This window comes from Anoxybacillus sp. ST70, assembly GCF_019553625.1.
GTDB classification, from domain to species: domain Bacteria; phylum Bacillota; class Bacilli; order Bacillales; family Anoxybacillaceae; genus Anoxybacillus; species Anoxybacillus gonensis.
In genome coordinates this window covers 55,604-79,975 of record NZ_JAHZOF010000006.1, presented here as the reverse complement: position 1 = coordinate 79,975, position 24,372 = coordinate 55,604, and the positions used below count along the sequence as shown (strand labels likewise).

The 24,372-nt window shown below is 39.9% G+C and carries 25 protein-coding genes, 1 other RNA gene, 1 pseudogene and 1 riboswitch; of the genes and pseudogenes, 22 read left to right on the top strand and 5 right to left on the bottom strand.

Annotated elements, in window-relative coordinates; all coding sequences use genetic code 11:
• Positions 1 to 161 precede the first annotated feature (161 nt).
• From K1I43_RS09640 to K1I43_RS09575, 14 genes and pseudogenes are all read left to right on the top strand, one after another.
• Entirely contained in the window at positions 162 to 1,103 is a 942-nt protein-coding gene (locus K1I43_RS09640; RefSeq protein ID WP_220382658.1) for an endonuclease I family protein, read from the top strand.
• Positions 1,104 to 1,169: 66 nt separating this feature from the next.
• Entirely contained in the window at positions 1,170 to 2,558 is a 1,389-nt protein-coding gene (locus tag K1I43_RS09635) for a hypothetical protein (RefSeq protein WP_009361329.1), read from the top strand.
• 156 nt (positions 2,559 to 2,714) lie between these two features.
• Positions 2,715 to 4,028 (top strand): ammonium transporter, encoded by a 1,314-nt coding sequence (locus K1I43_RS09630; RefSeq protein WP_026011686.1) that lies wholly within the window; start codon positions 2,715 to 2,717, stop codon positions 4,026 to 4,028.
• Between the two features lie 13 nt (positions 4,029 to 4,041).
• The gene (locus tag K1I43_RS09625) at positions 4,042 to 5,070 is read left to right on the top strand and encodes a DUF294 nucleotidyltransferase-like domain-containing protein (protein ID WP_019417727.1); all 1,029 of its coding nucleotides are present in this window, start codon (positions 4,042 to 4,044) and stop codon (positions 5,068 to 5,070) included.
• Positions 5,071 to 5,073: 3 nt separating this feature from the next.
• A complete protein-coding gene (locus K1I43_RS09620; RefSeq protein WP_019417726.1) occupies positions 5,074 to 5,793 on the top strand; it encodes an exonuclease domain-containing protein in 720 nt (239 codons plus the stop codon).
• Between the two features lie 88 nt (positions 5,794 to 5,881).
• On the top strand, positions 5,882 to 6,187 hold the full coding sequence (locus K1I43_RS09615) for an ArsR/SmtB family transcription factor (RefSeq protein ID WP_019417725.1): 306 nt from the start codon (positions 5,882 to 5,884) through the stop codon (positions 6,185 to 6,187).
• Between the two features lie 11 nt (positions 6,188 to 6,198).
• The gene (locus K1I43_RS09610; RefSeq protein WP_019417724.1) at positions 6,199 to 8,259 is read left to right on the top strand and encodes a heavy metal translocating P-type ATPase; all 2,061 of its coding nucleotides are present in this window, start codon (positions 6,199 to 6,201) and stop codon (positions 8,257 to 8,259) included.
• Positions 8,260 to 8,629: 370 nt separating this feature from the next.
• Positions 8,630 to 8,929, top strand: a pseudogene (locus tag K1I43_RS09605) (EAL domain-containing protein); the annotation flags it as partial.
• Positions 8,930 to 9,027: 98 nt separating this feature from the next.
• Entirely contained in the window at positions 9,028 to 10,359 is a 1,332-nt protein-coding gene (locus tag K1I43_RS09600) for a right-handed parallel beta-helix repeat-containing protein (protein ID WP_019417722.1), read from the top strand.
• On the top strand, positions 10,343 to 10,792 hold the full coding sequence (locus K1I43_RS09595; RefSeq protein ID WP_009361321.1) for a nitrous oxide reductase accessory protein NosL: 450 nt from the start codon (positions 10,343 to 10,345) through the stop codon (positions 10,790 to 10,792). The genes K1I43_RS09600 and K1I43_RS09595 overlap by 17 nt, the downstream gene beginning before the upstream one ends.
• The gene (locus K1I43_RS09590) at positions 10,789 to 11,598 is read left to right on the top strand and encodes an ABC transporter permease (protein WP_009361320.1); all 810 of its coding nucleotides are present in this window, start codon (positions 10,789 to 10,791) and stop codon (positions 11,596 to 11,598) included. The genes K1I43_RS09595 and K1I43_RS09590 overlap by 4 nt, the downstream gene beginning before the upstream one ends.
• The gene (locus K1I43_RS09585) at positions 11,591 to 12,292 is read left to right on the top strand and encodes an ABC transporter ATP-binding protein (RefSeq protein WP_019417721.1); all 702 of its coding nucleotides are present in this window, start codon (positions 11,591 to 11,593) and stop codon (positions 12,290 to 12,292) included. The genes K1I43_RS09590 and K1I43_RS09585 overlap by 8 nt, the downstream gene beginning before the upstream one ends.
• Positions 12,293 to 12,342: 50 nt before the next feature.
• Positions 12,343 to 12,969 (top strand): histidine phosphatase family protein, encoded by a 627-nt coding sequence (locus K1I43_RS09580; protein WP_019417720.1) that lies wholly within the window; start codon positions 12,343 to 12,345, stop codon positions 12,967 to 12,969.
• The gene (locus tag K1I43_RS09575) at positions 12,966 to 13,493 is read left to right on the top strand and encodes a thermonuclease family protein (RefSeq protein ID WP_019417719.1); all 528 of its coding nucleotides are present in this window, start codon (positions 12,966 to 12,968) and stop codon (positions 13,491 to 13,493) included. Before K1I43_RS09580 ends, K1I43_RS09575 begins: the two co-directional genes overlap by 4 nt.
• A gap of 30 nt (positions 13,494 to 13,523) precedes the next feature.
• Here the strand turns inward: K1I43_RS09575 and hcp are convergent, their stop codons facing one another.
• The gene (gene hcp / locus K1I43_RS09570) at positions 13,524 to 14,813 is read right to left on the bottom strand and encodes a hydroxylamine reductase (protein WP_026011685.1); all 1,290 of its coding nucleotides are present in this window, start codon (positions 14,811 to 14,813) and stop codon (positions 13,524 to 13,526) included.
• Positions 14,814 to 14,976: 163 nt separating this feature from the next.
• A riboswitch (TPP riboswitch) is annotated at positions 14,977 to 15,092 on the top strand.
• Between the two features lie 59 nt (positions 15,093 to 15,151).
• On the opposite strand from hcp, the gene thiM reads away from it, so the two are divergent.
• The 4 genes from thiM to K1I43_RS09550 all read left to right on the top strand — a co-directional run bounded on the left by thiM (position 15,152) and on the right by K1I43_RS09550 (position 18,692).
• Positions 15,152 to 15,943, top strand: a complete 792-nt coding sequence (gene thiM / locus K1I43_RS09565) for a hydroxyethylthiazole kinase (RefSeq protein WP_136260209.1) — start codon at positions 15,152 to 15,154, stop codon at positions 15,941 to 15,943.
• A gap of 1 nt (position 15,944) precedes the next feature.
• Positions 15,945 to 16,598 carry a thiamine phosphate synthase gene (gene thiE, locus K1I43_RS09560; RefSeq protein ID WP_136260208.1) on the top strand — a complete coding sequence of 218 codons (654 nt, stop codon included), beginning with the start codon at positions 15,945 to 15,947 and terminating at the stop codon, positions 16,596 to 16,598.
• Between the two features lie 102 nt (positions 16,599 to 16,700).
• Positions 16,701 to 17,462, top strand: coding sequence for an enoyl-CoA hydratase (locus tag K1I43_RS09555; protein WP_035066349.1), 762 nt, complete (start codon positions 16,701 to 16,703; stop codon positions 17,460 to 17,462).
• A 93-nt stretch (positions 17,463 to 17,555) separates the two neighbouring features.
• Positions 17,556 to 18,692 (top strand): fused response regulator/phosphatase, encoded by a 1,137-nt coding sequence (locus tag K1I43_RS09550; protein WP_136260207.1) that lies wholly within the window; start codon positions 17,556 to 17,558, stop codon positions 18,690 to 18,692.
• Between the two features lie 18 nt (positions 18,693 to 18,710).
• Here the strand turns inward: K1I43_RS09550 and K1I43_RS09545 are convergent, their stop codons facing one another.
• Genes K1I43_RS09545 through K1I43_RS09530 form a run of 4 tightly spaced genes read right to left on the bottom strand, consistent with a single transcriptional unit; the run spans position 18,711 to position 21,094 of the window.
• The gene (locus K1I43_RS09545; protein WP_009361310.1) at positions 18,711 to 19,004 is read right to left on the bottom strand and encodes an STAS domain-containing protein; all 294 of its coding nucleotides are present in this window, start codon (positions 19,002 to 19,004) and stop codon (positions 18,711 to 18,713) included.
• Positions 18,997 to 19,395: an ATP-binding protein gene (locus K1I43_RS09540; protein WP_136260206.1), complete on the bottom strand. Its 399-nt coding sequence runs from the start codon at positions 19,393 to 19,395 to the stop codon at positions 18,997 to 18,999. Before K1I43_RS09540 ends, K1I43_RS09545 begins: the two co-directional genes overlap by 8 nt.
• On the bottom strand, positions 19,373 to 19,708 hold the full coding sequence (locus K1I43_RS09535) for a hypothetical protein (protein WP_019417713.1): 336 nt from the start codon (positions 19,706 to 19,708) through the stop codon (positions 19,373 to 19,375). The genes K1I43_RS09540 and K1I43_RS09535 overlap by 23 nt, the downstream gene beginning before the upstream one ends.
• Positions 19,709 to 19,726: 18 nt before the next feature.
• Positions 19,727 to 21,094 (bottom strand): globin-coupled sensor protein, encoded by a 1,368-nt coding sequence (locus K1I43_RS09530; protein ID WP_136260205.1) that lies wholly within the window; start codon positions 21,092 to 21,094, stop codon positions 19,727 to 19,729.
• 372 nt (positions 21,095 to 21,466) lie between these two features.
• Here K1I43_RS09530 and K1I43_RS09525 point away from each other — a divergent pair, with 372 nt between their 5' ends.
• The 4 genes from K1I43_RS09525 to K1I43_RS09510 all read left to right on the top strand — a co-directional run bounded on the left by K1I43_RS09525 (position 21,467) and on the right by K1I43_RS09510 (position 24,369).
• The gene (locus tag K1I43_RS09525) at positions 21,467 to 21,700 is read left to right on the top strand and encodes a CotD family spore coat protein (RefSeq protein WP_009361305.1); all 234 of its coding nucleotides are present in this window, start codon (positions 21,467 to 21,469) and stop codon (positions 21,698 to 21,700) included.
• A 124-nt stretch (positions 21,701 to 21,824) separates the two neighbouring features.
• A complete protein-coding gene (gene gpsB, locus K1I43_RS09520) occupies positions 21,825 to 22,121 on the top strand; it encodes a cell division regulator GpsB (RefSeq protein WP_009361304.1) in 297 nt (98 codons plus the stop codon).
• A gap of 67 nt (positions 22,122 to 22,188) precedes the next feature.
• Positions 22,189 to 22,579, top strand: an RNA gene (gene rnpB, locus K1I43_RS09515) — RNase P RNA component class B.
• A gap of 80 nt (positions 22,580 to 22,659) precedes the next feature.
• A complete protein-coding gene (locus K1I43_RS09510; RefSeq protein ID WP_370628352.1) occupies positions 22,660 to 24,369 on the top strand; it encodes a putative bifunctional diguanylate cyclase/phosphodiesterase in 1,710 nt (569 codons plus the stop codon).
• The last annotated feature ends 3 nt before the right edge of the window (positions 24,370 to 24,372 follow it).

Genomic DNA, 24,372 nt, shown 5'->3' with positions numbered 1-24,372 from the left:
AAAGTGTAAGGAACTGGGCATGACATATGCTCAGTTCTATTTTTTATTGTTCACATATTAACTATAATGGATAGTATGAAGCGAAAGAAGATGACATGGCCGCGTCATGATGGACCGGATATGAATACATTATAGTAAAAAAATGATTGGGGAGAAGAAAGGTGGAAGATGTTGTACTTCAACATGCGGAACAGTTGAAGCATTGGGCAGAAAAACAAGAAGAGATTTTGCAAGAATTAATCGAAAACCAACAAAAAATTCATCAGCAAAACGATTTATATTATAACGAAAAAGAAGAGGCGCGCATTATTGAACGATATTATGAACATATGAATGATCAAACGGACGGAACGTTTTTATTTCAAGCATATCACGATTTAATAAAGCGGACACATATACGCCGCATCCCTTATTTTCTAAGCAAAGATTACTATTTGTACACATGGGTGGATTTGCAGCCCGATGGAACAGTAAAAAGCATTTATTCAGGAAAAAAGAAAGATCCGCGCACAGTTATTTTACAAGACTATGAGACGATTCGAAAGCGATATGAACAATTCATTCAACTTGTGAAAAAAGCGAAAAAAGGTGAACTTGATCTTGAACAAAAGATAAAAATGGTCGATCGACAATTCAAATTTAATGCAGAGCATGTCGTTCCACAATCTTGGTTTGGGGCGAAAGAGCCGATGAAAGGAGATTTGCATCACTTATTCGTTTGTGAACCACGTTGTAATTCGATCCGTTCAAATTTTCCTTATGCGGATTTCCCGTTTTATGAACCAGAGTCTCCTGATGAAATGATCCAAAATGACTGTGGAGTAGCATACGGAGAATATTTTGAACCTGAACACGGAAAAGGGGCGGTGGCGCGAGCGATGTTGTATTTCCTCGTTCGTTATCCGCGAGCGATCAAACAATCGTTTATTGATCAAATCAATGTTTCACTGCTTATTCAATGGCATAAACAGTTTCCTGTTACAATGTATGAAAAACATCGTAACGCGGCTATTTTTCGTATTCAAGGAAACCGCAATCCGTTCATAGATAAACCGCATCTTGTTGAACAGATTTATTTTTTGATTGGACGTAAAAGTGGTTAGGCGTTCGCACACATCCCCCTCTTTTTCATATGCTGTATTACAGTTTATGAAAAGGGGAAGAGAACGATGGGTGTGGAGTTAACAGCGTTACATTGGATTTACGTCTCGTTTATTTGTATCATTATCGCGTTAATGATTTGGCGTAAAGATACATCGTTAGCTTGTATGATTGGCATCTTTTTGTTAGCGATGACAGCGACAGGCTCTTTGCCGCTTTCTATTAGCACGATTTTTAAAAGTTTCATTTACGCAATCACCGAACTTCTTCCGACCATTCTTGTCATATCTATTATCGTATCAATGAGTAAGCTTCTGACGATCACAGGAATGAATGAAGTGATGATTGCGCCGTTTGCGAAATTGATTCGCACCCCAACGTTAGCTTATTGGACGATCGGGATATTAATGATGGTTATCTCGTGGTTTTTCTGGCCATCACCTGCTGTAGCGTTGCTTGGAGCGGTGTTGTTACCGGTCGCTGTTCGTGTAGGATTACCTGCGTTAGGGGTAGCGATGGCGATGAATTTATTCGGACATGGCATTGCGCTATCAGGTGATTTTATTATTCAAGGGGCACCGAAATTAACAGCAGATGCGGCAGGTATTCCTGTTTCTGAAGTCATTTCCGCAAGCATTCCGCTCGTCTTTGTGATGGGAATAGTCACAGTGACAACCGCGTTTTTCTTGTTGCGTCGCGATATGAAAAGAGGGAACATTCAACAAGGTGAAGCGGTTGCTATCGCTGAAAATGAAGTACAGTCTCATTTATTAACAAAACGAATGAAAGTTACGTTTGCATTTCTTATTCCGATTTTATTTGGCCTAGACGTTGTAGCGATGTATTATTTTCAATTGCAAGGCGGAGATGCAACTGCGTTAATTGGTGGAACAGCTATTTTCATTTTATCTCTCTTATCAGTCGTCGCATATAAAAAGAAAAGTTTAGAACAAATTACAGACTTGTTCATTCAAGGATTTCAATTTGGGTTTAAAGTGTTCGGTCCGGTCATCCCAATTGCAGCATTCTTTTATTTAGGAGATTCAGGATTTCAAACGATTATCGGTGATTTTTTACCGAAACCGTCCCATGGCATTGTGAATGACTTAGGTGTTGCTTTATCGAATATCGTTCCATTAAGTAAAGAAGTTGGAGCTGTGACATTAGCTGGGGTAGGGGCCATTACCGGCTTGGATGGCTCGGGATTTTCAGGTATTTCCCTTGTCGGCTCCATTGCAAAATTGTTTGCAGCAGCAATTGGAACGGGGATTGCGACATTGACAGCACTTGGTCAAATCGCAGCAATTTGGGTTGGGGGAGGAACATTAGTGCCTTGGGCGCTCATTCCGGCAGCTGCCATTTGTGGTGTCAGCCCATTTGAATTAGCAAGACGAAATGTTGTGCCAGTTATTGTCGGATTAACTGTAACGACAGTGGTTGCGATGTTTCTTATTTAGTTATAAAGAGTGTCTCCAACGAGGCACTCTTTTTTCTATGTTATAAAAAGTAACGTATAAATAAAAAATTTTCAAAAAAATGTTGCATTTCTATCTCTTTGTGTAATATATTATAACCATAAATGTTATAAAAAATGACATAAAGGAGAGATGAGAATGAATGAAGTACAGTTGAGTTTGGCGCTTGATTCACTTTGGGTCATGTTAGGTGCCATTTTAGTCATTGGAATGCAAGTCGGATTTGCTTTGTTAGAAGCGGGTTCGACACGAATGAAAAATGCTGGCCATGTCGCCGGAAAACAAATATTAAGTTTTGCGATTGCCTCACTTGCATTTTGGGCGGCAGGTTTCGCCATTACATTTGGAAAAGGAAATGGGTTCATTGGAACAGAAGGATGGTTTTTAAAAGAAGGAACAGAAACGTTCTCCTCACTTTCATGGGCGAATGTACCGCTTGAGTTAAAATTTTTATTCCAACTTGCTTTTGTTGGTGTATCTTTAGCGATTGCGTGGGGAGGATTCGCTGAACGAGCGAAATTATCTGTTTACTTTATTTTCGGGACGATTTTTACCGTCGCTATTTACCCTGTGATCGGTCATTGGGTATGGGGAGGTGGCTGGCTCGGAGAAATGGGAATGCAAGACTTTGCGGGTTCAACAGTTGTTCATTTACAAGGAGCCATTGCCGCATTAGTCGCAACGCTGTTACTAGGACCACGAATTGGAAAATTCAACAAAGATGGGACGCCGAACTACATTCCAGGGCATAACCAAGTATATACCGTTATCGGTGGCTTCGTCTTATGGGTTGGTTGGTTTGGATTTAATGCAGGGAGTACAATGGGGACAGCAGATGGATTTTTTGGTTATGTAGCTTTAACAACAAATATTGCAGCAGCAGCCGGAGCGATCGCTTCTATTTTGACAGCAAAATGGCTTGTTGGGAAAGCGGATATTCCTGCGATGGTCAACGGTGTATTAGCCGCACTCGTTGCGATTACAGCAGCATGTGCATTCGTTGAGCCGTGGGCGGCGGCGGTCATTGGGGCTGTTGCTGGATCATTTACATTTTGGACGTCTGTATATTTTGAACGAAAAGGTATTGACGATCCGATTTATGCATTTTCTGTTCATGGCATAGCCGGCATTGTTGGGACGATTTCAACTGGCTTTTTCGCTTCGTCACGCCTTGTGGAAAAAACAGGGATTGGGAAACCGGGGTTATTTTATGGCGGAGGAGTGGATCAGCTTCTTGTTCAAACGATTGGTGTTTTAGGTGCAGCGGTGTATGTGGCTATTGTTTCGTTTATGATCTTATATGTTTTGAAAAAGACGATCGGCTTACGTGTGACACCTGATCAAGAAATTTCTGGCCTTGATATTAGTGAGCATGGTTCATATGGGTATCCAGAGCATTTAGACCCAAATTATCAACAGCCACCAACCGCTGTTTCATCTCGTTCGTTATGAAAATGGTGATCGTATGAATGCTTTGGACACCATTGTCGCTCGGACGGAACAATGTAGCGATACGACACAACTAAAGCAACTTCATGATGAAGTTGCTTTTCTCCTCTCTTCTCTTTCATTTTCTTTTTATAGCATATTTGATGTATACGATGCGCTTTGTATGTGCCACGATGCGCTCATGAAACAAGCGTTGCTGTTAGCTGAACGAGAAGTTGATCGGCAAGGAATCGGCAAAAAACCTTCTTCTTTTTGTTGGTTTGTGATGGGGAGCAGTGGGCGAAAGGAACCGACCGTTTGGACTGATCAAGATAACGGAGTGATTTTTTCATGTTTGCATAGCGAAAAAGACGATTGTTATATATATATGCGTGAGTATGCACGTATCGGCGTTCTTTTTTTGAACGAAATTGGTTATCCGTATTGTCCTGGTTATGTGATGGCAACAAACGAAAGATGGTTGAAAGAAGTTGGAGAATGGCATGAACAAATTGAAAAATATGTAACAAACGAACATATAGATGATATTCGCTATTTATCTATGTTAGCTGATATGCGTCCAATTTATGGAGAATATGCACTTGCTAATCAGCTGAAAACGACATTATATAAAAAGATTGCGGCGACTGTTTCTTTGCGCAGTCGCATGATTGATAGCGTTCGTATTCCTTTTGTGCCGATTGGGCCTTTTGGACGGGTGTACGTCGAACGTTGGGGGGAGAAAAGCGGCATGCTTGATATAAAACAAGGAGGATATGTTCAGCTCAATCATGTGTTGAAATGGGTTGCTGTTCAAAAACAATTTGTTCATGCTTATTCAACATTTGAGCGGTTAATGTGCTGGCATGATGAACATGGCTGCTCGCAACAACAATTTGAACGTATTGAAAAAGCGCTTCAGACGTTTTTGTATTTTCGCTTACGATGTTCGTTAGAAGGAAGCCATTTAGCAATACGACATTTATCGAAGGAAGAGAAAAGACGATTAAAAAACGCGATGACAGTAGCGAAAAAAATGCAACGTGATGCAAGAAAGTGGGTGTAATTGATGGAGCGACCGTTTCAATGGATTAACCGCGTATTATCGCTTGGGCTTCGTTATGATCAAGCCACAGCGGTCGGTCCAGCTTTTCAACAAGAGGCCTGGATTCGAAAAATGATGAAAGAAGCAAAGAAACATACGTATTCGCTCGACACACCACTTTCTGACGTGACGTTTATTTTATTAGATACAGAGACGACAGGTTTTTCGCCTCAAAGAGGAGATGAAATTTTTTCACTTGCGGCTTTAAAAACAAAAAAAGGTGAAGCGTTTGACTTGTATTGTTCTCACTTTCGTCCAAAGCGTCCGATTCCAGAGCACATTGTCGCACTGACGGGCATAACAAATGACGATGTGGCATGTGCGCCTTCGCTTGAAGAGGAGATTCATCATATTCTTTCTTTTTTGAAGGGCAGTATTTTAATCGGTTATCATATTCAGCACGACGTTGCATTTTTAAATGAATTTTTATCGCGTAACTATCGTATAGTTTTGCAACAAACCGCGATCGAAATGAGGAGAATAATGGAATGTGTATATCATCATTCATTTCCAACACTTGATGATGCATTATCGTTTTACCATTTATCCCCTGTTGATCGTCATACAGCGAAAGGAGATGTCATGAGTTTATTTGAAATTTGGAAGAAGGTTTTTGAAGACTTGCAACGATTGCAAATTGCTACGTTACATGATTTATATGCGTTACTTAGTCAACGTTCATAAATGAATGTTGACTTTTTTTTCGGAAAATTATACAATCTCATTAACTTATATGAACATATATTCATATATTGAAAGAAAGGGGATCTATATGGAAGAATTATATGAGCCGTTAGATGAGGAAACGCTTTTCATCGTATCACAAACGTTTAAAGCGTTAAGTGATCCGACACGTATTCGCATTTTACATTTACTTTCATCGGGTGAATGTTCAGTAACAGAGATCGCAAATCGACTGTCGCTTCTACAATCGACCGTATCTCATCAGCTCCATTTTTTAAAAAATTTACGCCTTGTGAAATATCGCAGGGAAGGAACGACGTTATATTATTCGTATGACGATGAACATGTGTTGCACATTCTTGAACAAACGATACGCCATGCGCGTGACCATTAGGGGTGAGTAAAGTGAAGGAGTATCAAGTGAAAGGGTTGACATGCGCAAATTGTGCGCGAGCATTAGAAGAACAAATTCAGTCACTTCCATATGGAGAAGGAGCGACGTTAAGCTACAGTAGCGGGAAATTGCGTGTGAATGAACGCGTAGATTTAGAAAAAGTACGTGCGATTTTGGCGACAGATGGGGCATATATGGCAGACGATGAGCAGTCACAAAGAAAACGAAATCCTCTTCTTTATCTCGTTGGCACATCTATTTTCCTTTTTGTCATGGCACTTTTATTCGAACGAGTTATCGGTAACGAAGTCGTTATCATTTATATCATTGCGACAGCATTGAGCGGATATAAAACGTTTATCAAAGGGCTGAAAAATGTCGTTCGTTTTCGTTTCAATATGGATACGTTAATGACGATTGCACTGATCGGAGCGTTTGGGATCGGAGAGTGGAAAGAAGCGACTGTTGTTGCCATTTTATTTGGTATAAACGAATATTTAGAAGGATTAGGCATGGAACGGGCGCGGCGATCGCTTGATATGTTGCTAAAACAAGTACCAAAAGAAGCGCTTGTCATATATAACGGGCAAACGCGTGCCGTTTCGGTTGATTCGTTACAAGTTGGAGATGTGGTGCTCGTTCGTCCCGGTGAAAAAATTCCATCAGACGGCGTTGTCATCCAAGGAAAAAGTTCAGTCAATGAAGCGGCGATTACAGGTGAATCGATGCCAATTGAAAAAGAAACAGGAATGAGCGTGTATGGAGGAAGTGTGAATAACGAAGGAGTGTTACACGTCCAAATTACAAAACAATATAAAGACAGTTCTTTATCTAAAATATTACATCTTGTGCAAGAAGCACAAGAAACAAAAACACCGCTTGAATTGTTTATTCATCGCTTTGCGAAATACTATACTCCATTCATTATGGTGATTTCGTTATTCGTGATGACCATTCCACCTTTAGCGTTTGGAGTACCTTGGCACGATGCATTATATCAAGGTTTAGCAGTTTTAATTGTTGGTTGTCCTTGCGCGCTTATTTTATCATCTCCTATAGCTTTGTTAGCTGGTATGACGCGTAATGCGAAAAAAGGAGTGTTAGTGAAAGGAGGCGTTCATTTAGAAACGCTTGGTCGTGTCCGTACGATTGCTTTTGATAAAACAGGGACAATCACAAAAGGAAAGCCTCATGTCACGGATGTCATTGCATATATTGACGAAAATGAACTGCTTCGTATTGCCGCATCGTTAGAAAGTGTATCTTCCCATCCACTTGCGCGAGCGATTGTTCAAAAAGCAAAACAGCATGATATTTCATATGAACAACCCGAACAAATTGAGACGAGAACAGGAAGCGGAATAGAAGGGAAAATAGATGGGAAGCGCTATCGTATTGGAAATGAACGAATGTTTGATCAACAAGATCTGTCCGAGAAAATTCAAAAAGATGCGGAGAAGTTAAAAATTGAAGGCCGGACGATCGTTTTTGTAGCGGATGAACAACATGTACTCGGCTTATTTGGCATTGCTGATGAAGTGCGCGAAGAGAGTCAAGCGGTGATAAAGCAACTGCATCGTATCGGTATTCGTCGTACAGTGATGTTAACAGGAGATCACGAAAAAACAGCGGAACAAGTAGCAAAGCAAGTAGGAGTGACAGATGTATTCGCTCAGCTTGTTCCTGAACAGAAAGTAGAAAAAATAAAACAGTTAATGAAGGACGATATCGTAGCAATGATAGGGGATGGAATGAATGATGCACCCGCGCTTGCTCATGCGCATGTTGGAATTGCTATGGGGAAAGGGACAGATAGCGCAATCGAAACAGCGGATGTTGTTTTGATGCAAGATCATCTAGGGAAATTGCCAGAAGCGATCGCTATCGCTCGACGAGTGAATCGCACGATTCGTTTCAATATTGCGGTAGCGCTCGCATTAAAAGCGATGGCGCTACTATTAACCATTCCAGGTTGGTTAACGTTATGGATCGCTATTTTATCCGATATGGGTGCAACGATTTTTGTTAGCGTACTAAGCTTATTAATTTTATGGGAGAAGCGCACAAGGTAACATTGTGCGCTTTTCTAAAAAAAGGATATTATTCAGAAATATTAGAAACGTTGTTGATTTTTTCAACGTTTTTAGTGAAAATGAAGATAGAATTTTAACAACAAAGAGGATGAATAAAATGATGCAAGCAATCGCTGTCATTGCCCCAAATGGAAAAATTTTAGGAGCAGATGAACATTTTTTTCAACATTTTTATCATCGTGAGGTTGATCGCGAGCTGTTAGAAAAGTTTATTCAAGAAGCTGAAAATGGGCGCACCGTTTCGTATGCCATTGTAAAACAAAAAAATGGACAAAACGATGTATATGTACAAGCAACCGCGTTATATAACAAGGAAGGGAATTTACAAGCAGTTTTATTTATGCTATCAACCGAGCTTGCTTATATTCGTAACCTACCCGTTTCATTGGTGAAAATTGATCGCTCATTCATTCGTGATATTACCGATAATTCGAAAGATGCTACGATTGTTGATACGATTATTCATTTAGCGAAAAGTTTAGATTTACAAGTACTTGCCGAAGGAGTAGAACGTGACGATCAAGTATCTTTGTTGCAAAAGATGGATTGTGATTTTGCGCAAGGGTTTTACTTTAGTCAATCGTTAGAAGCGGAAAAGTTACTACAATGGCTCGAACAACATAATCAATCGAAAGAGGCGCTTCATTAGTGCCTCTTTTCACGTTTTGTTCACATATATTTTCTTTTTTCTTCACAAATTTACATTAGTGTAGATGTATAAATGATACGAACAAGGAATGAATGTATATGCGTAGTTTATTTTTTTGGCTTATACCAATCGTCACGCTGTTGTTTACAAAAACTGTATATGGACAAACGATGGAAGGACATAAACAGTTGCAACAGGCCATTGATGAAGCGCACGCCGGCGATGTATTAGTCGTCAAACGAGGAGTATATGAAGGTCCGATTATTATTCATAAGCCGATTCATTTGATTGCTGAGCCCGGAGCGGTAGTTGATGGGAATGGAAGTGAATATGTCATAACGATTCGTGCGCCTCATGTTTATATAGAAGGGCTCACGATTCATAGAAGTGCGTACGGAAAAGGAGCAGGTGTACAAATTAAAGAAAGCGCACATGTCACGTTAAAAAATGTACATATCGAAGATGTCCATTACGGTGTTTACGTCGAAAAAGGAACAAATATTCATCTCATCAACAATGTTATTCGTGGCAGGGATGTTCACTTTGCTCAACGGGGCAACGGCATTCACTTATTGAAAACAAAACATGTCGTTGTAAGTCAAAATGATATTTCGCGTGTACAAGATGGTGTGTATTTGGATGGAGCTGAACATACGACGATCGAGAAAAATAAAGTAACAAATGCACGCTATGCCATTCATTTTATGTATGCTGAGGATGGAATAACAAAAGAGAACGTGCTGATGGAAAATATTAATGGAATTATGATGATGATGTCAAAACGATTTATGATCGAACAAAATACGATTGCCAAACAATTAGATTACCGTGGCTACGGAGCGCTTATTTATGATAGTGAACATGTTTTGATGCATCAAAATAGGTTACTTTATAATAGCACAGCGTTATCATTACAAAATGCACGTCATTGTGCCATAAAAGCAAATGAATTCATTGGAAATTATCGTGCTCTGCATAGTTTATATCAAAATCATGACACGATTGTTGTTGAAAATAAATTTTTAGGAAATATGGAAGACGCGCTCATTCAAGGGACTGCTATTTCATTTGATGATGGGGAAAAAGGGAACTATTGGGATAGTTATCGGTTTTACGACTTGAACGATGATGGAATTGGGGATGCCCCACATCGTATTCGTTCCATGTATAGTCGACTGTTACGACAATGGCCGAGTGTGCAATTTTATTTTCAAAGTCCTGCACTAGCACTTCTAAATACGACGGAGTCATTTTTTACACAAGCACAGGCACAAGGAGAAGATCGTTTTCCGCTTACGGAAATCAGTCACAAGAAAAGTACAACAAACGAACGATCATGGCGACTATTGTTGTTTGGAAGCATCTTATTAGTAAGCAGTTTGTTGATGTTTGCATATGGAAGGGGAATGAAACATGAAAAAAATTGCTAGTCTTTTATTTGCATGTTTTCTTGCCGCATGTAGTGGAGAGAAAACGTATGAACCCGAAGACATTAATCCAGATATTGATGTATGTGTAGTTTGCAATATGAGTATCGCAGCAGAGCAATATGCGACAGAAGCGATTTTAAAAGATGGAACGGTGCAAAAATTTGATGATATCGGCTGCATGATGGAATGGATGAATAAGCAAAACAACGACGACATAGCTAAGCTATATGTTCGTGATGTAACAAACGGTGAATGGATTGAGCTCGAGAAAGCGGTCTATGCTTATCATCCAAATTATTGGACGCCGATGAACTATGGCGTCGTTTCATTTGCGAATGAGCAACATGCGAAAGCGTATATGGAACAAGAAGGGGAAGGGCAGTTATGGACGTATGAGCAACTAAAACAACATCGGTGGGGATTTGAACAATGAATACAGCGATGAAGTACCAATGGATGATGATGATTCGTAGCAAATGGCTAATGAGCTTCGCCATTATATTTGCTGTTTTATCATCAACTGTGATCGCGAGTAGCGGGCACGAGACAGCAGGAGTATTTACACGTTCGACGGCAGCTTTATTAAACTTGTCTCTTTTACTTGTTCCACTTGTCTCCTTATTAGCAGGTAGTTTGTTTATTGCAGGGGAGAAAGAAGACGGTCGGTTATCACTTATATTAACATATCCGATCTCCCCTCGTTCGTTAACGTTCGGATTATATGTCGGTAGTTGTATATCATTATGGACAGTGATTGCTTTCGGATATGGAAGTGCAAGTGTTGTCCTTTTTACAACAGGAGGAACGTGGTCGACATTTTTTTTCCTTTCGTTTGCATTGACGATCGTATTAACGAGCATTTTTTTAGCCATCGCTTTATTCATTGGACTTGTTGCTTCTAATCGTTTACAAGCACTCGGTGTCAGCTTGTTTATTTGGGCATTTTTCGTTTTATTTTATGAATTTCTCACATTAGCATTATTATCGCTTGTGCCAAAACAGTTTACCATCTTCCTATTCGGGTTATCCGTTATGTTTAATCCCGTTGAGCTTGTGCGTGTTTGGACGATAACGGCGATGAAAAGTAGCGCTCTATTTGGCCCACAGCTATATGAATGGTCGAAATGGGCAGAAAGTGCAAGTGGACAACTAGTCTTTTTGGCGATCGCGTGCGTATGGATCATTGTGCCATTATTTTTAGCGAACGTATGGATGAAACGAGGGAAACGACATGCTTGAGGTGAGACAATTAACGAAAATATATAATGAGCAAAACAAAGTAGAAAACATTTCATTTTCTCTTCAATCGGGACAATGTTTGGCGTTATGCGGTGGTAACGGTGCAGGGAAAAGTACAATTATTAAAATGTTAATTGGACAGCTCACTCCAACAAAAGGAGACATATGTGTAAACGGAAAGCAAGTTCAAAAAGACGATAAACATTGGTTTTCTTTTATGCCTGATCATTTGCAATTTCCTCCGCTTTTAACCGGTTACGAAGTATTATCTTTGTTTGGACGATGGCAAGGAGCAGCAGTTGAGCGTGTCGAACAATGTTTACAGCTTGTTGGATTGACGAATGATCAACATAAGCAAGTCAAGACATATTCAAAAGGAATGCAACAACGCCTTGCCTTTGCGCAAGCGCTTTTAGCGGACGCCCCATTGCTTATTTTAGACGAGCCAACGAATGGCTTAGATCCGTACTGGGTATGGGAATTTAAACGCCTTATTCGCACGGAAAAAGAAAAGGGGAAAGCTGTTATTTTTTCGACACATATGTTGTCGATCGTGGAAGAAATCGCAGATACTGTTGCGTTTATTCATCAAGGACAAATGCTCGTATATGATTCGGTTTCTACACTTTGTCAAGATGGGCAATCGCTAGAATCTATATTTTTTGCACAACTTTCACAACATATGGCATACTGAAAAAGTAAGCGAACATAGCTTACTTTTTTCGTTTGGAGGGGGAATGTAACATGTTAAAATTATACGTCATTCGCCATGCAGAAACAGAGTGGAATGCTCAACAACGTATGCAAGGATGGAAAGATTCATCTTTAACCGCAACAGGAAGAAAACATGCGTCACTTTTACAGGAACGCTTTCGTACAGTTCCGTTTACGGCTCTGTATTGTAGCCCGAGCGATCGAACAAAAGAAACGGCTCAAATTGTTTTAGGACAACGTGACATACCAACTTATTTTGATGAGCGATTACGTGAAATTCATTTAGGGAATTGGGAAGGGAAAACGATTGCCGAAATTGCTCAAACGGACGAGCGAAATCATCATCATTTTTATTATGAACCACATGCGTACAATCCGACTGTTGGAGAAACATTTCTTGATGTGCAACGGCGAGCTGTAGCTGCCATTCATCATATTGCTCACACTCATTCAGAAGGTCATGTTCTCGTCGTGACACATGGTGTCGTTATTCGTACGCTTCTTGTATATTGGAAACAGCAAACGCTCGCACAGTTATGGGAAAATAGTCGCGTATATGGTACGAGTGTGACAATTGTTTCGTTCGATGGAGAAAAGTGGATGTTGGAATGTGAGTCAAATATTTCGCACCTTGAAGGTGAGATGATACGAGGATGAAAAAATGGTTTGTTCTTTTTGTATTCATTTTCCTTATTCACGGCTGTGTACAGCAAAATAAAGGAACGACGTTTGTTACGACAGTACAATACGTTGTTGATGGAGATACAGTCAAAGTAAAAAAAGATGGAGAGATGGTAACCGTTCGTCTGTTAAACATTGACACGCCCGAAACGTATCGCGAAAAACAGGCGTATGGTGAAGAAGCAAAACAAATGGCTAAAGACGTTCTTCTTCACAAAAAAGTGACGGTCGAATTAAGTGCGAAAGAACAACCGTATGATCGTTACGGTCGATTGCTTGCGTACATATGGTTGGAGGATGGAACTTTGTATCAAGAAAAAATTGTACAAGAAGGGCTTGCACGCGTTGCTTATGTGTTTGAACCGGATACAAAATATGCAAAAAGATTGTATAAAGCACAAGAGGAAGCAAAAAAAGAGAAAAAGCGCATTTGGAGTGTGGATGGATATGTCACAGAAGAAGGATTTAATATGAGTGTATGGTTAGATCAAGCTTCGTAAATATGAAAAGGGCTGGATGAAACAGCCCTTTTAATGTGCTAACATGGCTTGCATATCTTCTTCTACGTCACCGATAAGTTTGAGACCGAACATATCCTGTAGGACGAGTAACACACCTTCTGAAATGAAGTGTGGTGCTTTCGGTCCAATTCGAATGTCTTGAATGCCTAAACTAAACAATCCGAGTAAGATGGCAACCGCTTTTTGTTCAAACCACGAAAGGACGATGCTAACAGGCAGTTCATTCACTTCACAGCCAAACGCTTCTGCAAGCGCCATCGCAATTTTTACTGTTGAAATCGAGTTATTGCATTGTCCTAAGTCAATATATCGCGGAATGTTTGTACCAGGAACAACACCATAATCCACATCGTTAAAGCGGAATTTTCCACAAGATGTCGTTAAAATGACGGTGTTTTCTGGTAAAGATGTTGCTAATGAGCGATAATATTCACCACCTTTTCCAGGAGCATCACATCCTGCAATAACGAAAAAGCGTTGAATTTTTCCTTCCTTTACAGCTTGAATAATTTCAGGCGCAATTTGAATGACTGTTTCGTGATGGAAACCGGTCACTAATGTTTCTTCTGATTCGATATTTGCTTCTGGAAGTTGTAATGCTTTTTCAATTAACGGTGTGAAATCGTCATTTTCAATTTTTTGTACATGTTCTAATCCTGCCACATCGTATGAAAACATGCGATCAGCGTACGAACCTTTAATTGGCATGACACAGTTTGTTGTCGCTAAAATGGCGCCAGGAAACTTTTCAAATAAGCGACGTTGATCATACCATGCTTTTCCGACATTTCCTTTTAGATGTTTGTATTTTTTTAATTGTGGGTAACCGTGTGCTGGAAGCATTTCTGAGTGTGTATAAATATTAATTCCTTTTCCTTCCGTTTGCTTTAATAGCTGTTCGAGAGCAAATAAATTATGTCCTGTTACAAGAATACATTTTCCTTCAATTTTATTTTGTGTGACTCGGACGGGCTGAGGAATGCCAAGCCGTTCCGTATGTGCCCGATCAAGTAGTTCCATGACTCGAATGGCAGCTCTACCAACTTTCATTGCCATATCTAAATGCTCTTGTACGTTAAAGTTAGAATTTGTTAACGTCATATATAACGCTTCGTGTGTTGTTGTGTCGACGAATGGATCTGTGTATCCGAGTTGATGAGCATGCGTGCGATATGCTGCAATTCCTTTTAACGCAAACACAATAGTATCTTGCAAGCTTGCAATCGTTTCATCCTTCCCGCAAACGCCGACAACTGTACATCCCCCTGTTGGTGTTTGTTCACATTGATGACAAAACATCATAACCCCTCCTCTTCTTATTAACACTTTAACAATAGGGGAAAATATGTGTGACGTAAGTGATACATATCACACTTCTATACAAAAATGTGAACGAAAATTGACAATGTTCTATATTGAATAATGAGAAAAAATGTATTAAAATGAAAGAAAATTAAATGAATCACACTACTAGGGGTGCCGGATGGCGATGGCTGAGAGGAAAACGCGTAATCAGTTTTCCAACCCTTTGAACCTGATCTGGTTTGTACCAGCGGAGGGAAGTAGGCTATGTTTTGGCAATGTAAACTAGTCGATTCTTTCCGACTAGTTTTTATTTTTTATAGGGGGAATGAACGATGAATGTTGGACAATGGTTAACGCGCGTTAGAAAGGAGTCACCGCTTGTACATAATATGACAAATGTGGTGGTGACCAATTTTGTTGCTAACGGTTTACTTGCGATAGGTGCATCTCCTGTCATGGCGTATGCCAAAGAAGAAGTAGCTGATATGGTGCGCTTGGCACGTGCGCTTGTATTGAATATCGGCACATTAAATGAAACAGACGTAGAAGCGATGTTGATTGCTGGAAAAGCGGCAAATGAAGCAAACATTCCTGTTGTTTTTGATCCCGTTGGGGCGGGAGCGACAGCGTATCGCACGGAAACAGCAAGACGTATATTGAATGAAGTAAACATTTCTATTTTGCGCGGAAATGCATCAGAAATCGCAAGCGTTGCTGGAGAACAAGTACGTACAAAAGGGGTAGATGCAGGGGACGTTCAAGGTGATCTCATGCACGTCGCAAAAAAAGTAGCACGTATGTTTCACTGTGTAGTCGTTGTAACTGGGGAAAATGATATAGTGACAGATGGAGAACACGTAACGATCGTTTCAAACGGCGATGCGATGTTGACGAAAGTAACGGGAACAGGTTGCTTATTAAGTGCGGTATTAGGCGCATTTGCTAGTGTAGGAGAAAACATCGTAGAATCATCCGTCGCTGCGCTCGCTTATTACGGTATAGCGGCTGAAAAAGCAGCCAAACAAACGCAAGCACCTGGTTCTTTTCAGCTTGCATTTCTGAATGCTTTATACGAAACGAGCGCAGAAGAAGTAGATGAATACGCACACATTCGAGGGGAATAAAATGATGAAGCAAAAACTATCTTTATATTTTGTGATGGGGAGTGTCGATTGTACGAAAGATCCACTCGCTGTGCTTGATGAAGCGATCGAAGGTGGCATTACGATGTTTCAGTTTCGGGAAAAAGGAAAAGGGGCACTTACAGGAGTTGAAAAATATCGCTTAGCTGAGAAATTGTTTGAGCGATGTCTTGCTCACAACATTCCTTTTATTGTAAATGATGATGTTGATTTAGCGCTTACCTTACAGGCAGATGGGGTTCATGTCGGACAAGAAGACGAGGCAGCTGAACGTGTTCGTGATCGAATAGGGGATCGCTATTTAGGGGTATCTGTGCACAACTTGAATGAAGTGAAACAAGCGCTTTCTGCTCGTGCCGATTATGTTGGATTAGGTCCAATTTTCCCAACTGTTTCAAAAGAAGATGCAAAACAAGCATGTGGATTGGCAATGATTAAGCACATTCGCGCGCATGAAAAGCACGTTCCGCTTGTGGCAATCGGTGGGATTACACACCAAACAGCAAAACAAGTCATTGAAGCGGGAGCAGATGGAATCGCTGTCATTTCGGCCATTTGCCGTGCCGAACAAATTCGGGAACAAACAAAGCAGCTATATGAGATGGTGATGGATGCAAAACAAAAAGGCGGCAGTTAATGTCGTCTTTTTTATTACTAAATGTTTATATTTTTGATGCAGGATTTTCTTTATATGTGTCGAAAGAGAAAAACGAACAGATGAAAGAGGGAGATGGGAAAAATGGAACATATCGTATTGTCATATAAAGAACGAGTCGCAACAATTGAATTGAATCGTCCGGATGCGTTGAACGCTTTAAACGAACAAATGTTAGCAGAGTTGCTACAAGCGTTAAAAGAAGTGGAAAAAAGCGAGGCAGATATTGTCGTCATTCGTGGACGAGGAAAGGGATTTTGTGCAGGGGGAGACATTAAAACGATGTTGCAATCAACGAATGAGCATTCATTCATAGAAGTAATGGAAACGATTAAACATATTGCTCTCACACTATATCAATTGCCGAAACTAACGATCAGTTACGTGCATGGCGCTGCTGCAGGATTAGGACTTAGCTTAGCGCTCGCTTGCGATCATGTTATTGCAAACGAACAAGCACGTGTTGCAATGAATTTTATCGGCATTGGATTAATCCCAGATGGCGGTGGCCATTTCTTTTTAAAACGGAAAATTGGAGAAGTAAAATCAAAACAAGTAATATGGGAAGGAAAAGTGATGAGTGCACAAGAGGCATATGAAGTGGGACTCATTGATGGAATTGGCGATGAACAGACGATTCAACAAAAAGTGAATGAATGGTTGGCTAAACCGATTGTTGCGATGATTGCAACGAAGCAGTTGTATGCTCATTTAAGCGAAGAACAATTGTTGAAAACGTTGCAAATGGAGACAGCATATCAAGCAGAAATGCGAAAAACAGAAGATCATGCGGAAGGCATTCGTGCCTTTTTAGAAAAGCGTCGTCCGCATTTTCGTGGAAAATAAAAAGTTTGCAAAACTTTCATCTTTAACTAGCCTTTTCGACTTTGTGACGTGTATAAATAAAATATAAAAACATAACGAAAAGGGCGACGGAAGATGAAAGTAGTAGTTATTGATGATTATAGACCAACATTAGAAATGATTGAAGCAATGCTTGAACATATTGAAAATATTTCAATTTATCCGTTTGAGGATGCAGATGAAGCATACGCATATATTTTATCGCAACATGTAGATGTCATTTTAATGGATATTTGTATGCCGAAAACAGACGGTATTGAATGGTGTCGGCGCTTTAAACAACATGAGCAATTACAACACGTTCCTGTATTAATGGTCACCGGTTACGATGAGGAACAAAAATTAGAAGAAGCGTTTGCAGCCGGGGCATTTGACTACATTCGCAAGCCGTTTACCATGGTTGAACTGATTGCTCGTGTTCAATTGGCGTATCGCCAAAAAGAAACGATGGATCAACTGAAACGAACGAACGAAGCATATATGGAAAGTTATCGACATATGTGGGCGATGCAAAAAAAGATGAACGAAGATTTACACTTAGCTCGACTCGTTCAAGAAGGTTTGCTCCCTGAACGAATGAATAATGAACATATTCATTTTGTTGGGACGTATATTCCGTCCTCACAACTGTCTGGCGATTTGTATTTTTGGCAGCAAGTTCGCCCCCATATGTATGCTTTTATCGTAATTGATGTCATGGGGCATGGCGTTGCATCTGCGCTCGTTGCTATGTCGATTCGTTCGCTATTACACGGATTAATGACGAAAGTGACTGAACCGCTTGCGGTTGTGCATGAATTAAATCGACATGCTTTTCAATTGTTTGGAAAGGAAACGAAATATTATTTTACAGCTTTTTACGGAACGATTGATGTGAAAACAAAAGTGATAGAATATGTGAATGCAGGACATCCTTCGGGAATATTCATGACCGATCAAAAAATGAAGTTTTTAAAAGAAGGAGGCATTCCAATCGGTATTGTACCAAATGCCCCATATAAAAAAGGGACGATTTCTTTTCAACATGAAGCGTACCTTATTCTCTACACAGATGGGCTAATAGAAGTGTTAGGTGAAGAATGTGCGAATCAACTTGCACATACAATGCAAATGGCTCATTCGTTTGATCAAATGATAGAGAAGATCAATGAACAAGCACAATATGCGAAAGGAAATGACGATATTACGTTTGTTTCCATTCATGTAAAATAGCGATCTGTGAACAGATCGCTATTTTACGTCTACCATTTGATCCAATTGACAAATCGATAATATATGCTTAATAGGTGCTGAAACACCGGTCATTTCAATTCGCATTCGATCTTTTAATGGATACAGCCAGCTAATAAGCAACCGAACACCAGAGCTATCAATAAACCGAACAGCAGATAAGTCAATTTGTAAAAGAGATGTATCCCACGACTGTGATTGAATCATTTCTTCCATGATACGCGATGTTTCAAAGTTAATATCTTGCTGAAAAGAGACAACGATTTTGTCATGATATGTTACAATGTCAATCATATTTCTCCCCCTTTTTTCGTGCAATCATAACGATTGCACGCTTTCCTTTTTCGTCAAATGAAAAATGCGAGGCGAGTTGTTGAATGAGAAAAAGTCCGCGTCCCCCTTCTTGTTGTGTGAAATGAGGAGGGAGGGTGTTTAGTTGTTTTTCCCATTCAAACCCATCACCTTGATCGATTACTTCAATGACGACCGTTTCATCTGACCAACTGATATATACGTCTGCATCTTTTTTTGTAGAGTGACGAATAACATTTGAAACAAGCTCCCATAATACGAGTTGTACTGTATATTTTTGCATGTCGTCTAGCTGGATACAACGATCTAATTGCTCGAGCATCGCTGAGATCATCGTGCTATAATTTGTTTCATTTAGTTGAGCTTGAATCATTGTTTCTTAACTGAATAAAAAGTTGTTGAATATATGGATGTTTATAATCCCCTTGATGCTCGAGGCGGTACAATTGACTCCATAAAGAATTATACGTTGAACGAAACGAAATAGGGATATGTTCTCCAAATGAACGTTGTAAATGCATGAGACGAAACTTTGCATAATTTCGTGATGGTACGTCGTTTGGAAGAAGTCCCATATCGATTCGTACAAGTTGCTCATTTGCTTCGTGAAGTAATGTTTCTGCCATTTCATCTATATGCGCAAACGTTCGTTGCTCGTATTTCAGCCGTGGGTGTTTCATCGTCATCTTTCCTCCGTTTAACCATTACGAATTAAATTTTTCTGTCAACTCTTGATTTAAGTCGTTTAACTGTTCGGCCATTTCAGCAATTTGAGATGCGGCTGATGAAATTTCATCAAACATTTGATGAAACTGTGTAATAAGTGAAGTAAACTGATCAATTTTTTTACTTGTCGATTTCACATCGGTAACGGACTGATCAAAAATATGAACAATGCTTTCATTTGCTTGCCGGAATGCGCGCGTTTCCTCGACAATTTGTTGAAACGCATGTTCAAACTTTCGAATCGTTTGTTGTACGACATCAATATGATTTTGAATGTAATCAAGCGATTGCTCGGTTTGTGCCGCGAGCTTTCGTACTTCATTTGCGACGACCGCAAATCCTTTTCCGTGTTCACCAGCACGCGCTGCTTCAATATTTGCATTTAACGATAAAATGTTTGTTTGATTTGAAATGCTACGAATCGCATTGACGATTTCCCCGATTTTCCGCGAGCTATCTGTTAGCTCATTCGTCAACGACTTTGTTCCTTCAATTAGTTTCGCGACACCATCTAATTTTGTTAACGTTTGCTTCACATCTTCTTTTCCTTTTTCCACCCGTTCAGTCATTTGTACGGACTGATGTTGGATGTTTGTCACCTCATGTAACATATCTTGCACGTTTTTTTGTACTTCAAAAATGGAAGCAGTCGTTTCTTCTGCGCTTGACGCAAGTGTTGTAGATGATTCTGTTAACCGATGTTGTAACTCTGCAATTTCGTTTAATTTCATCATCGAAGACGTATACGCCTCAATATATGTTTCAATAGCGATTTGCATATCCAATGAACAAAGTTTAGCGAACGAACGATATACGTTCGTTGCTTCTGTTGGAGGCAACTCTTCCATTAATATGCGGAGCACTTCATTTTGAATAATGGTATAAGCGCCTAAATACCATTCTGGGAATAATCCGATGCGGTTATGAACGTTGCCGATTACTTTTCGACGAATCACGTACTGTTCGCCAATTTCTCCAGATACCATATCCATTAAATAAGCGCGCAATGTTTGTTTTAAGCGATCGATCGTTGAATGATTGTCAATAATGTTTCTTAAATGCGGCATCTGTCCAACTTGATCGTAAAACGCATTGACAATTCGTTCGACATGTTTAGCAAAAAGTGGGCGAATCGAAGCGAGTTGTTGTACATCTTCTTCTGTCAGCCCGACGAAAGTGACTTGCTGTTTTCGATCGCTTGAAAGAAGTTGGCGATAATATGTTGTTACATGTGAAGGTGTAGAAAGATGAAGAGTCGCATCTTCTTTTTCTTTTTGATGCTTTTTTCGAAACAGTTGAATCGCTCCCGCTTCATTAAAAAGGGTGTGAAATGGACATTTTGACATCGTATTCCCTCCATTATTTATTAAAAATCCCCTAGAATATTATATCATGTGCAACAAAAATAAGAAGGAAAATTTTTATGTTATTTCCGAGGGAAGCGCAAAAAATGACAAAGTTTTCCCTTCTTGTCGAATGAAAAAGAATGAAGTAGAATGTATATTTGTGAACAATATGAATTGCGGAGAGAGAAGCGATGAGCAAAAAAATTTTATATTTATTTTTCGTTTTAATTGGGGCTACCGTCGTTATTTTTGCGAATATGAAACATAATATTTATACGTTCATGTAAAATAGGTATTTCCATTAGTACATGTATCCCCCTTCGTACATACGCTAGAAGTGTAACAAACTTTAATGCGAAAGGGGTATGAAATATGCATTGTCGTCCGAATATGATGCCGCCGATCGTTCATCCAACAAAATGTTGTACACAACATCAAATGCAAACAACGATTGTGCCGCACATTCATCCGTCACATACGACGTATGTGAACCATCATGTGTTCCAGCATCAGCATTATTTTCCGCATACACAATCTGTTGTAAACGATGTATCACACCAACATGTTGTTTGTCCAGGGCCTGGTCCGTTCCCACGACCATTTTAACCGAAGGCAATTCGCCTTCGGTTTTTTGTCGAAAAAAAGACGAAGTTTGTGAAAATGAAAAATTGACAACGACTGCTTTTTTTGAAAGAATAGGTGTAGACATGGATAATTGAGGTGAGCAAACGTGCTTTCGGATCGCATCAACTTAACAGCAAAAGACATTCTCGAAAAAGAGTTTAAAATAAGCATGCGTGGATATAATCAAGATGAAGTGGATCGCTTTCTCGATTTAATTATTAAAGACTATGAAACATTTCATCAAATGATTGAACAATTACAACAAGAAAATACACGCCTAAAAAGCCAATTGCAGGAGGCGCAAAAACGTCAGCCATCTCAATCAGGAACGACGAACTTCGATATTTTACAACGTCTTTCTAATTTGGAAAAACATGTTTTTGGCAGTAAACTTTACGAATGAATATTCCAACTTTTTCTATTGATTTGGCTCATCGTTTCGGATATACTATCATATGCTTACATGAATCATGTTCGGGTAATCGCTGCGATGCGTATGCGTCGTAGAGGAAAGTCCATGCTCGCACGGTGCTGAGATGCCCGTAGTGTTCGTGCCTAGCGAATACATAAGCTAGGGCAGTCTGGCAATAAGCTGGGCTGACGGCAGGGAAAGAGCCTACGTCCGCAACGGATATGGCTCGATTACCTTTAAAGTGCCACAGTGACGTAGTCTTGCTGGAAACGGCAAGAGTGGAACGCGGTAAACCCCACGAGCGAGAAACCCAAATAATGGTAGGGGCACCTTCTCGAAGGAAATGAACGGAGAGAAGGACAGGCATAAGCCTGTAGATAGATGATTACCGCCGAAGTACGAGGCGCAAGCCGTTTGCAGTACGACGGAACAGAACATGGCTTACAGAACATGGTTCATGGCATGACTCTCCTGCATCACGCTAGGGGAGTTTTTGTTTTTTGGGGGAAATATGAGGGGAGAGTCTGATGTGAACAAAAAGTTGTCATCTTTGTTTGAAACAGATACATTTTTATCTATCGCTCATACGATTATTCAAGAAGCAGATGAAGGAATGATTGTCACGGATGGGCAAGGGCGTATTTTATTAGCGAATCCGGCGTTTGAAACAGTGACGGGTTATACACAAGAAGAGGTGTTAGGAAAAAAACCGAACATTCTCCGTTCCGGTTTACATGATCGGAAGTTTTATGAAAACATGTGGGAGACGTTGCGCAATCATGGAGTTTGGAAAGGAGAAATTTGGAATAAACGAAAAAACGGCGAACTGTTTGTTGAATGGCTAACGATTAAAGCAGTCTATGACGCTACGGGAGTTCCGACGCATTATGTTGCGATTTTTTCAGATGTGACGCAACATAAACGAACGATGGAGCAATTAGCACGGTTATCCAATTATGATTTATTAACAAACGTTCCAAATCGCCAATTATTTATGAAACGTCTGCAACATTTACTTGATGTAGTTCGGCGTTACAATCAGCAATTAGCCATTTTGCTTTTCGATTTAGATCGATTTAAGTATATTAATGATGAACTCGGTCATTATAGCGGAGACATCCTATTAAAAAAAGTGGCTAATCGTTTAAAAAAGTTATTGCGCACGAAAGATACGCTTGCACGCATTGGTGGGGACGAATTTGTCGTCATTTTGCCTAAACTAAAAGATGGGCAAGAAGCAATAACAATAGCAGAACAAATGATTGAGGCACTTCAAGTTCCATTTATGCTGAATGGAAAAGACGTATACATTTCAGCAAGCATTGGGATCAGTATATACCCAAACGATGGAGATGATGGAGAGACGTTGTTACGTCGAGCGGATCGTGCAATGCAAAAAGCGAAAGAAAGCGGACGAAATCGCTTTGAGTTATATACCGCTAAATTGGATTATCAAAGCGAAGTTGTGACGTTAGAAAATTATTTACGAAAAGCGTTGGAACGAAATGAGTTATTCATTTGTTATCAGCCGATCGTGAATATGAAGACGAAAAAAATTGAAGCGCTTGAGGCATTAATGCGTTGGGAACAACCAAACATCGGATTCGTTTCGCCGGCGCAATTTATTCCACTTGCAGAAGAAACGGGGCTTATTGTTCCGATGACGAAGTGGCTATTTGAACAAGCGTGCATACATATAAAGGCGATCCATCAATTCGCCCCACATATGAAAATAGGAGTAAATATTTCTGCCGTACATTTCCAACAAGACGATTTCGTCGAGCAATTATCGACAATTGTGAAAGAAAACCATGTGCATACACGCTTTTTTAAATTAGAACTGACGGAAAGTACGATTATGCCAAATGCTGAAGAGTCTGTTCAAAAACTCGTACAGCTGAAACAATGCGGCTTTAAACTAGCCATTGATGACTTTGGGACAGGTTTTTCTTCATTAAGTTATTTGCATCGCTTTCCAATCGACATTTTAAAAATTGATCAATCGTTTATTCGTCGCCTATCTTTATATAGCGATGATGCAACGATCGTATCAACGATTATTATGATGGCGCATCATTTACATTTATCTGTTGTCGCAGAAGGGGTCGAGACGGGGCAACAATATGAGTTTTTAAGCCAACAGCAATGTGATATGGCACAAGGATATTACATCGCTAAGCCGATGCGAATAGATGAAGTGCAACTATTTATTCAGGAATGGGATGCTATACATGAATGAAAG

Bases quoted from the DNA above. Each gene is read 5' to 3' on its own strand.
- K1I43_RS09550 (WP_136260207.1), top strand. From the start codon at position 17,556: ATGAAAGTAGTAGTTATTGATGATTATAGACCAACATTAGAAATGATT.
- K1I43_RS09580 (WP_019417720.1), top strand. From the start codon at position 12,343: ATGTTAAAATTATACGTCATTCGCCATGCAGAAACAGAGTGGAATGCT.
- K1I43_RS09555 (WP_035066349.1), top strand. From the start codon at position 16,701: ATGGAACATATCGTATTGTCATATAAAGAACGAGTCGCAACAATTGAA.
- thiE (WP_136260208.1), top strand. From the start codon at position 15,945: ATGATGAAGCAAAAACTATCTTTATATTTTGTGATGGGGAGTGTCGAT.
- K1I43_RS09615 (WP_019417725.1), top strand. From the start codon at position 5,882: ATGGAAGAATTATATGAGCCGTTAGATGAGGAAACGCTTTTCATCGTA.
- K1I43_RS09635 (WP_009361329.1), top strand. From the start codon at position 1,170: ATGGGTGTGGAGTTAACAGCGTTACATTGGATTTACGTCTCGTTTATT.
- K1I43_RS09545 (WP_009361310.1), bottom strand. From the start codon at position 19,004: ATGATTGACATTGTAACATATCATGACAAAATCGTTGTCTCTTTTCAG.
- hcp (WP_026011685.1), bottom strand. From the start codon at position 14,813: ATGTTTTGTCATCAATGTGAACAAACACCAACAGGGGGATGTACAGTT.
- K1I43_RS09600 (WP_019417722.1), top strand. From the start codon at position 9,028: ATGCGTAGTTTATTTTTTTGGCTTATACCAATCGTCACGCTGTTGTTT.
- K1I43_RS09575 (WP_019417719.1), top strand. From the start codon at position 12,966: ATGAAAAAATGGTTTGTTCTTTTTGTATTCATTTTCCTTATTCACGGC.
- K1I43_RS09590 (WP_009361320.1), top strand. From the start codon at position 10,789: ATGAATACAGCGATGAAGTACCAATGGATGATGATGATTCGTAGCAAA.
- K1I43_RS09620 (WP_019417726.1), top strand. From the start codon at position 5,074: ATGGAGCGACCGTTTCAATGGATTAACCGCGTATTATCGCTTGGGCTT.
- thiM (WP_136260209.1), top strand. From the start codon at position 15,152: ATGAATGTTGGACAATGGTTAACGCGCGTTAGAAAGGAGTCACCGCTT.
- K1I43_RS09585 (WP_019417721.1), top strand. From the start codon at position 11,591: ATGCTTGAGGTGAGACAATTAACGAAAATATATAATGAGCAAAACAAA.
- K1I43_RS09625 (WP_019417727.1), top strand. From the start codon at position 4,042: ATGAATGCTTTGGACACCATTGTCGCTCGGACGGAACAATGTAGCGAT.
- K1I43_RS09630 (WP_026011686.1), top strand. From the start codon at position 2,715: ATGAATGAAGTACAGTTGAGTTTGGCGCTTGATTCACTTTGGGTCATG.
- K1I43_RS09540 (WP_136260206.1), bottom strand. From the start codon at position 19,395: ATGATTCAAGCTCAACTAAATGAAACAAATTATAGCACGATGATCTCA.
- K1I43_RS09525 (WP_009361305.1), top strand. From the start codon at position 21,467: ATGCATTGTCGTCCGAATATGATGCCGCCGATCGTTCATCCAACAAAA.
- K1I43_RS09595 (WP_009361321.1), top strand. From the start codon at position 10,343: ATGAAAAAAATTGCTAGTCTTTTATTTGCATGTTTTCTTGCCGCATGT.
- K1I43_RS09530 (WP_136260205.1), bottom strand. From the start codon at position 21,094: ATGTCAAAATGTCCATTTCACACCCTTTTTAATGAAGCGGGAGCGATT.
- K1I43_RS09535 (WP_019417713.1), bottom strand. From the start codon at position 19,708: ATGACGATGAAACACCCACGGCTGAAATACGAGCAACGAACGTTTGCG.